Here is a 7,939-nt window from a genome sequence, read left to right as displayed (position 1 = left end):
CAAAAGTCAAAAGTCAAAAGTCAAAAATGGATCCCTCCCAATAAGGCATTTAAGCCGGGATCTAAGCATGTACGGATAATGAAGACGAAGGGCAAAAGCTAAAATAATGATGCTGACTACTACGTTATTCACCCTGTAATATTTTTAAGCAGGGACCTATATTTTTTTGGGCTTAGTGAGTATTACTCTTGAATAAAATCTTCCATAAACCAGGCACATAGGGTGTGGCGGCCGTCAACTTGTGCTTTGCTGTAAATTGTTGATGCTTGTTGGCGGACCGTTTTTTCTTTGGTGAGTCGTACCTCGGCAATTTCTTTAAAGCTGAGGCCTTTCAACAGTAATAAAGCGACTTGTTGTTCACTTTTGGTAAACTGCCATGCATCGAATTGTGTTGCGATTGTTATGCTATATTCTTGTCTTGCAGATCGCATTTGTGCTGACATGTGATCGATTTCTTTATCCGCTTTTTTAAGTTTCGATTTGAGTGCTTTGACTTGGCGAGAACTGCGGATCAGGTCATAACCTAAAAAAATACTCGCTGCAATCGTTAACAATACCAGCATGGCTTCTTGGGCAATGTGCCAAGCGGGAATGTCCAGTTGAAAATCGGCAAATATGTCGAACAACTTAAACAAGGTGATTAGCAGTAGCAGTATAATAATGAATACATCTTTTCTCATGACAGCGGTCCAAAAATGAGTGTGTTACGTAAATAAAACTAAAAAGGGTAAGTGATTACGCATTAAAATCATGAGTTTACATTATGGTACATATGTACCATAACGGCATTTATGATACATACTCCCCATGTGTTCTCTACCTAAAGATAATAGTCTAACTATATCTTTTGGGTTAGTGAAATCACATATGTCTGCCGTGAAGTTTAGTATCAAAATATGTCTTATTATTGCGTTAGCGATTAGCTCTTATAGCTATGGCGCTACAAGCAATGACCTGTCACCACTGTTGCAGTTAAGTCAAACGCGATTAAACAAGACCACCTTTAATGCCATGCCACTCAACGATAACCGCTCAGTACAATTGAGCAGTTCGACTTGGTTGACGGGCTTACCGAGCATTAGTTTAAGTTACCTAGGCGATCTGGATAATAGTAACATTTATGAACAAGAAGTATCACTTAACTTACCCATTAAATCTTTTAGTTTGCACCAAAGCGATAACAAATTAAAACGGTTAACAAGCTCTCTGCTTGAGCAGCAGGTGGCACTTCAAAAATTATATTTATCTGGTTTGCTTAGACAAAGCATGTGGGATTTCCGCATCGCTTTAGTTAGGTCTGAGCAACTGCAACGTAAAGCATCACTATTAGAACAGTTACATGTGCAGCAAAAACAACTGTCTGCTGCGGGTGAGTTTCCTAAAGTCAATTTATTGCTATTAGATCGTGAACGCGTGGATATTGATTTAGCGCAGATTGAACTAAAACAGCAACAAGATGAAGCAATGGCATTATTTCAATCACTCACGGGTTTGAGTGAGATCCCCGAAAATATAGAAGAAAGTGGCCATAATATGGCTGAATTAGACGTGCAATCTATTCATGGTGCTGATGTGGTATTGATGCAGCATCCTTTGTGGCAATTACAGTCGCTGCAACAACAGTTTCAAGACATCATGATGACAAGCCAGCAAGCGGGTGAACAAGATCCGTGGACTGTGTCATTAACCGCAAAGGAAACGGCTGGTGATCTCTCTAACGACCAGCATTTAGGTGTTGGGATCAGTATTCCACTCGGTTTTGGCTCTGCTTTATCTCAACGTGAGCTGTCGGTTTGGCAGAAAGATTATCAAGATCAACGCATCAATAGCGAAAGACTGTATCTGGAACTCAAAAATCAATCACAAAAGCTGTTATTACAGCAGCATAATCTCAGAAAACAGCAGGCCTTGTTACAACGAGGGGTATCACTGAGTCGCACCATCACTGAAGATTTGGCCAAGGTAAAAGACCAAAACCAAATGGGTTATGAAATTTGGTTACGCCGTTACATGGATGCATTAGATACCGAATCGCGTTTAGCACTTAACCAAGTGGCCCAGCAACAACTTCATTCTCAGCAACTGCAAGCTTTAGGGATTTCATTATGATGGCCAAATTTGGCACCAGCCTTTTATGTATCACAATCGGTTTATCATCGGCGTTTGTTAGTGCTGAAACCATATCTCTTAGCGAGTTAGGTCACTTAGACGTGAGTTATATGTCGCCTAAAAAAGTGGCCAGTTATGAAGGTAGCCCTCTTCCTGCACAAATAGCCCGTTTACCCGGTAACGATTATTGGGTTATGACGCCTGAAAATATTCAGCAAGTCACGTTTTTAGTGGGACAGGGGCAAGTTGTCACCAAAGACCAAGCCATTGTCAGATTAACTGGACCGGAAGTGTTTCATTTTTTAGCTCAAATAGAGGCGGCCAAAAGCCTATACGATCTAGCTAAGCAGCGTTATGACCGTAATTTGCCTTTATTAAAAAATGGCAGCATTGGCTCAGATAAGTGGCGCGAGATCAGCCAAGATTACTTTAGTGCTCACCTTGAATACGAACACATGCAGCACTTTATGGAGATGGTGCAAAGCATTGATGCAGATACTGAATCGCTGGTGGTCATGGCTCCTGTGGCGGGCATTGTTAATCTTAATTATCTCAATAGCCCCTACAGTGCTGGAGTGCAATTATTCTCGCTTATTCCTACCGATAGTATTCGGGTGAAAGTCAGTGTGCCTATGAGTCAGTCAACCTCGTTATCTGCGGTGAACATTAATCAATGTCATATTGCCATTGATGAAGTGTCTGCAATTGCTGATGGGGTATTTTTAACAGCTTGGTCTACCCCTGTACCACAAACGTGCAATTTACTCTTAGGGCAACAAATTACTGTGATACCTGAATATCAAAAAGCCGTGTATTTGGTGCCTAAAATTAGTGTGTTCACTTGGCAACAAGATAGCCAGATTTTTACCCAAAAAGACCAAACATTGTCTTCATTGAGTATCGATGTATTAGGCTCTACTGCAGATGATTATATTGTCGCGAGTGATCAAGATTTGAGTCAAATTAAAGTCTTGTCTCAATCTGTCGCGGCAGTGAAAGGTATACTGCTTGGTTTAGGAGGCGAATAATATGCTCGCTTCTGTGATTCGTTTTTCGCTAACTCAGCGCTTGTTTGTGCTGATCGTAGCGTTGATTTTAATGTTAGCGGGTACTCGTGCCTGGTTTAATATTCCTCTTGATGCCTTTCCTGATATTTCGCCTACGCAAGTGAAGATTATTTTAAAAGCGCCGGGCATGACGCCTGAAGAAATTGAAGCGCAAATTACTGTACCGGTTGAAACAGAGCTTTTAGGGATCCCAAATCAAGCCATTTTACGCTCCACTACTAAGTATGCCATTAGTGATATTACCTTAGATTTTACTGAAGGAACTGATATCTATTGGGCTAGGCAGCAGGTCAGCGAGCGACTAGCGGCGGTATGGGACAGTTTTCCTGAAGGTGTCTCTGGTGGTGTGGCACCGATGAGTACGCCGTTAAGTGAAATCTTTATGTTTACACTTGAAAACCCTAACTTATCGTTAATGGAACGTCGGCAGTTGCTGGAATGGGAAGTCAGACCCTTGCTGCGTACCGTTGCTGGTGTGGCTGATGTGAATATTTTAGGCGGCTATGCCAAAAGTTTTAGTGTTAGCCCTAATCCTTCTGCCATGGCTGCCGCTGGCGTCAGTTTTGCAGATTTGCAACAGGCGATTACGGACAATAATCATAATGAAGGTGCCGGTAAATTAACCATTGGTACTGATACCATTATTGTGCGTTCAGAAGGGCGAGTTGATGATATTGATGAACTAAAACAGTTAGTGATTAAGGCGGATGATGCGCAAGTTTATCGCTTGATAGATTTAGCTGACGTACAGATTGGCCATTTAGCCCGCTATGGCGCGGTATCAAAAGACGGTGAAGAGGCGGCTGAAGCCTTAATTATTGCACTTAAAGATGCCAATACTGCCCAAGTAGTCACCAATATTAAAGCAAAGTTAGCGCAAATTAATACTTCGTTGCCTGAAGGCAGCGAGCTTAACGTTTTTTATGATCGTGCTAATTTAATTAATACCGCGATTGATACCATTTCAAGTGCGTTATTTGAAGCCGTGTTGTTAGTGATTGTATTACTAGCGCTGTTTTTAGGTAATGTCAGGGCCGCTTTAGTTGTGTCATTGTCTTTGCCTCTTGCGGCATTAATGACGTTTTTGATGATGGATTTATTTAATCTGTCAGCAAATCTAATGAGTCTAGGTGGCTTAGTCATCGCGATTGGTATGTTGGTTGATTCATCTGTGGTAGTGGTTGAGAACATGGTCAATCTTATTGCGACTAAGCAACGTTTGCCGCGTTTACACCTTATTTATCGTGCGACTAAAGATGTGGCTATTCCAGTTGTATCTGGCACTGTCATTGTGATGATTGTATTTTCTCCCTTACTGACATTAACCGGCTTAGAGGGCAAATTATTTACGCCCGTGGCTGTCACGATTGTCTTTGCCATGTTATCGGCATTGGTGTTGTCGCTTACGGTTATTCCGGTCATTGCATCTTATCTGGTTAACGAAAAGTCTGCACAAGAGCCTAAAGCGATAGAGAAACTAAAAGCGGCTTATTTGAGCAGTTTAAAAAAGACGTTTACCTATAAAAAGCCGTTTATCATCGTGTCGTTTACGCTGTTAGTGGTGAGTTTAGGGCTATTTAGTCTTGTCGGTAAAACCTTTATGCCGACATTGGATGAAGGCGATATTATTTTACAGCTAGAAAAATCACCTTCTATTTCGCTTGAAGCGTCGATTGCTATCGACAAGCAAATTCAAATTACCTTGCTTGATAAGGTGCCAGAAATTAAACAAATGGTTGCGCGGACCGGTTCTGATGAAATTGGTTTAGATCCTATGGGGCTAAATGAAACCGATGTATTTTTGGAACTCGCACCGCGAGACGAGTGGCGCTTTGCTGACAAGACGCAACTGATTGATGCTATTCGCACTGAACTGCTTAATTTTCCTGGAGTAAATTTTAATTTTACTCAACCTATTCAGATGCGCGTCTCTGAAATGCTTACTGGCAGTATTGGTGATGTGGCCATTAAAGTCTTTGGCACCGATATTGATACTCTTGGGCAATTAACGGCCCAAATTGAGCAGCTTGTCGGTGACACCAGTGGCAGTATCGATGTGAAGATGGCCATGATTGAGGGCAGTCCATTTATTAACTTAACCCTAGATAATGAGCTGGCACGTGGCTTTGGCATGAGCACCATGGAGTTTTCGCGGTATTTAAAAAGCCAGCTTGAAGGTGTTGTTGTGACCGAAGTGCTGCAAGGTAAAAAGCGTACCCCAGTATTGATCGCCAATAATCAAGGCGGGTTGAGTAGTATTAATGAGCTGCAGAATCAGTTGTTGGTGATGCCTGATCATTCATTAAAACGCCTTACCGATATCGCTAAATTAACCTACAAAGAAGGCCCTATTTTAATTGAACGCGAACAAGGTGATCGTTTCTCGGTGATTACGACCAACGTGCAGGGCCGAGACATAGTCAGTTTTGTTGAAGAACTCAACGCGAAAATTGACGCTGAGGTTAAGTTACCTAGCGGTTACAGTGTCAGTTTTGGTGGCGAGTTTGAAAATCAACAACGTGCCACTAATAACTTATTACTGGTTATTCCCGTCGCTATTGCGCTTATTACTCTCATTTTGTTTACCACTTTTGGTTCGCTTGCTAAAGCGGGCTTGATTTTGGCTAACGTCCCCTTTGCTATGATGGGCGGGATCGTGAGCTTGTATGTTTCGGGCGAGTATTTATCTGTGCCTGCTTCGGTTGGTTTTATTGCATTACTCGGCGTCGCGGTACTTAACGGTGTGGTGATGGTGAGTTATTACGAGCAGACCAAACATGTCTTTAGCAGTTTATTGGCGCGAGTAGAGCAAGGTGCAGCAAGACGTTTACGGCCTATTTTGATGACCGCCACGACAGCCATGTTTGGCTTAATGCCATTGGTGTTTGCATCGGGCCCTGGTGCTGAAATCCAAAAGCCATTAGCCATTGTTGTTATTGGCGGTTTGCTGACATCAACCATTACAACCCTTTATTTGTTACCAATCCTTTATTACTGGCTGGAGAAACGTCAATGATCACGGAGCAATTGTTAGTGCTGATCGCCCAAAATGATATTAAGGACGACATCGTTGATACCTTGATTGAGCTTGAGTTTTTATCTGGTTTTAGCCTAGGTAATATTTGCGGTTTTAGCCGTGAACACAGCCATTTTAATATCAAAGAGCAAGTTGAAGGCTACAGGGAATTTTGTAAGTTTGAAATTATGCATCCTGTGGATCATCAAGATGCGTTATTAGGTGCCTTGTCTGCGGTTTGTAAACATAATCCGTGTCGATATTGGATTACACCCATCATTCATACAGGCACTTTGTGCTAGCCGCAAAAGAAAAGTACTAAGTCGATAAAGGAAATAGTTGCTGTGTTTGGATCATGCGGTCAACTCATTAAATTTAGTTATAAGAAAGGATATTGAAATGAGAGTTTATCGTTACCTAACCATGATCTTTTTCGCTTTGCTGGTATCAAATAATATATATGCTAGTGAGCTTTCTGCGAAGAATAGCGATGTGACGATTGAGTTTACTATCGAGCCTACGCGATCTTTGAAGGTAACGTTTGAAAGTAGTGTGACTTTACATTCAATAGTCATTAGAAATAATGATGGTTATTTACTTAACTTAGATGTTCAAGTGCCAAAAGATCCTGGGACTATTTTTTATTTTAATCTTCCTAAGTTACCTCCAGCTAAGTATCTTGTTAGATGGAAAAGTCAGCTTAATGGTGGCCCAATAAGCCTTGGTGAAGCAACGTTAACCTTAAATGATGACACCTATCCACGGCCTTCTACTAAAAAACCAAAGTACGATATTTTACATAGAAAACTACATGGGTAGTCATACTGCAATTACGTCATTCCTGAGATGCAGCTGATCGGGAATCCAGCTCTTTATTGCAGGACGAAGTCCGTCCTTGTCATTTGCGGCGTAGCGTCCTTGATACTTTATATACCAAGAAATGGACTGCCAATTGAAGCGTTTTAGGCATTATTTTAAAGCGATGTTTACCTGTTGATACTCTTTTAGTGCTTGAGAGGTGTTTCCTGAACGAGATTGATTGATGCGACTGTAGTGCGCAATCGTTTTAGCTAAATAACGCATAGCAATGTCTTGCTGTACAGCATCACTCGCTTGCCAAATTACACTGCCTATAGGGTCCATGTCTGTAAGCGAATCATTAGCAACATTCGCAGGGAGTTTGGGATCACGTCTGATATAAAGGATTTCGTAGAAACGACGGTTTTCTTCAATCAGTTTTTCGTCAATTAATTCACAATCAAGCTTGATAAGTTGTTGGCGTAACTCATATTGATGATGAACTGGACACAAGATAAAATCGATTTTTCGGTTCGAATATTGCTGGCAAAGTGACCTAACAAACTCGATCATCAAATCGCCACCCACTCCGGCAATAATCACTAAGGGTGTATGCTCATCTTGATCCAAAGGAATCGCTGACACATCAACACAATGTACTTGCCATTTTGGTGGGTTTTGCTGTGGGTAAAAACGTTCGAGCTTGGCGGTTAACTGCTGCATCAATGCTGGCACAATGTCGACAAAATGAATAGTGGCAGCATGTCTGTCTAGCAACGCGGCGCCGAGTAATCCATGGTCGCAACAGCAATCCCAAATATGAGTGTAACCATTGGGGATCATCATGTTGATATGTGCTAAGCGGTGGCCGAGTTTCATCTGTTTGTCGTGTTTGGAAGTGAACTTGCGCATTGTAATGATTTAAGTGACTAAGTGGTTAATTATTTCA

General features: G+C 41.6%; 7 protein-coding genes. 5 read left to right on the top strand and 2 right to left on the bottom strand.

What is annotated here, in order from left to right; translation table 11 throughout:
* Window positions 1-182: 182 nt before the first annotated feature.
* Window positions 183-680 carry a LuxR C-terminal-related transcriptional regulator gene (locus tag H5125_RS18695; RefSeq protein ID WP_101086722.1) on the bottom strand — a complete coding sequence of 166 codons (498 nt, stop codon included), beginning with the start codon at window positions 678-680 and terminating at the stop codon, window positions 183-185.
* 187 nt (window positions 681-867) lie between these two features.
* On the opposite strand from H5125_RS18695, the gene H5125_RS18690 reads away from it, so the two are divergent.
* From H5125_RS18690 to H5125_RS18670, 5 genes are all read left to right on the top strand, one after another.
* On the top strand, window positions 868-2,109 hold the full coding sequence (locus H5125_RS18690; RefSeq protein WP_182744997.1) for a metal transporter: 1,242 nt from the start codon (window positions 868-870) through the stop codon (window positions 2,107-2,109).
* A complete protein-coding gene (locus H5125_RS18685) occupies window positions 2,106-3,137 on the top strand; it encodes a membrane fusion-like protein (protein ID WP_182744996.1) in 1,032 nt (343 codons plus the stop codon). Before H5125_RS18690 ends, H5125_RS18685 begins: the two co-directional genes overlap by 4 nt.
* Before the next feature lies 1 nt (window position 3,138).
* On the top strand, window positions 3,139-6,192 hold the full coding sequence (locus H5125_RS18680; protein WP_182744995.1) for an efflux RND transporter permease subunit: 3,054 nt from the start codon (window positions 3,139-3,141) through the stop codon (window positions 6,190-6,192).
* Window positions 6,189-6,494: a DUF3240 family protein gene (locus tag H5125_RS18675; protein WP_101086726.1), complete on the top strand. Its 306-nt coding sequence runs from the start codon at window positions 6,189-6,191 to the stop codon at window positions 6,492-6,494. Before H5125_RS18680 ends, H5125_RS18675 begins: the two co-directional genes overlap by 4 nt.
* 97 nt (window positions 6,495-6,591) lie before the next feature.
* Window positions 6,592-7,011, top strand: a complete 420-nt coding sequence (locus H5125_RS18670) for a hypothetical protein (protein ID WP_182744994.1) — start codon at window positions 6,592-6,594, stop codon at window positions 7,009-7,011.
* 150 nt (window positions 7,012-7,161) lie between these two features.
* Here H5125_RS18670 and H5125_RS18665 read toward each other — a convergent pair whose 3' ends face one another.
* Entirely contained in the window at window positions 7,162-7,869 is a 708-nt protein-coding gene (locus tag H5125_RS18665; RefSeq protein ID WP_182744993.1) for a tRNA (adenine(22)-N(1))-methyltransferase TrmK, read from the bottom strand.
* Window positions 7,870-7,939: the final 70 nt, after the last annotated feature.

This window comes from Shewanella sp. SR44-4 (assembly GCF_014163715.1).
GTDB lineage: Bacteria > Pseudomonadota > Gammaproteobacteria > Enterobacterales > Shewanellaceae > Shewanella.
The sequence above is the reverse complement of the archived record's forward strand: the minus strand, read 5'-3'. Positions and strand labels throughout refer to the sequence as shown.

Bases quoted from the DNA above. Each gene is read 5' to 3' on its own strand.
- H5125_RS18695 (WP_101086722.1), bottom strand. From the start codon at position 680: ATGAGAAAAGATGTATTCATTATTATACTGCTACTGCTAATCACCTTG.
- H5125_RS18690 (WP_182744997.1), top strand. From the start codon at position 868: ATGTCTGCCGTGAAGTTTAGTATCAAAATATGTCTTATTATTGCGTTA.
- H5125_RS18685 (WP_182744996.1), top strand. From the start codon at position 2,106: ATGATGGCCAAATTTGGCACCAGCCTTTTATGTATCACAATCGGTTTA.
- H5125_RS18680 (WP_182744995.1), top strand. From the start codon at position 3,139: ATGCTCGCTTCTGTGATTCGTTTTTCGCTAACTCAGCGCTTGTTTGTG.
- H5125_RS18675 (WP_101086726.1), top strand. From the start codon at position 6,189: ATGATCACGGAGCAATTGTTAGTGCTGATCGCCCAAAATGATATTAAG.
- H5125_RS18670 (WP_182744994.1), top strand. From the start codon at position 6,592: ATGAGAGTTTATCGTTACCTAACCATGATCTTTTTCGCTTTGCTGGTA.
- H5125_RS18665 (WP_182744993.1), bottom strand. From the start codon at position 7,869: ATGAAACTCGGCCACCGCTTAGCACATATCAACATGATGATCCCCAAT.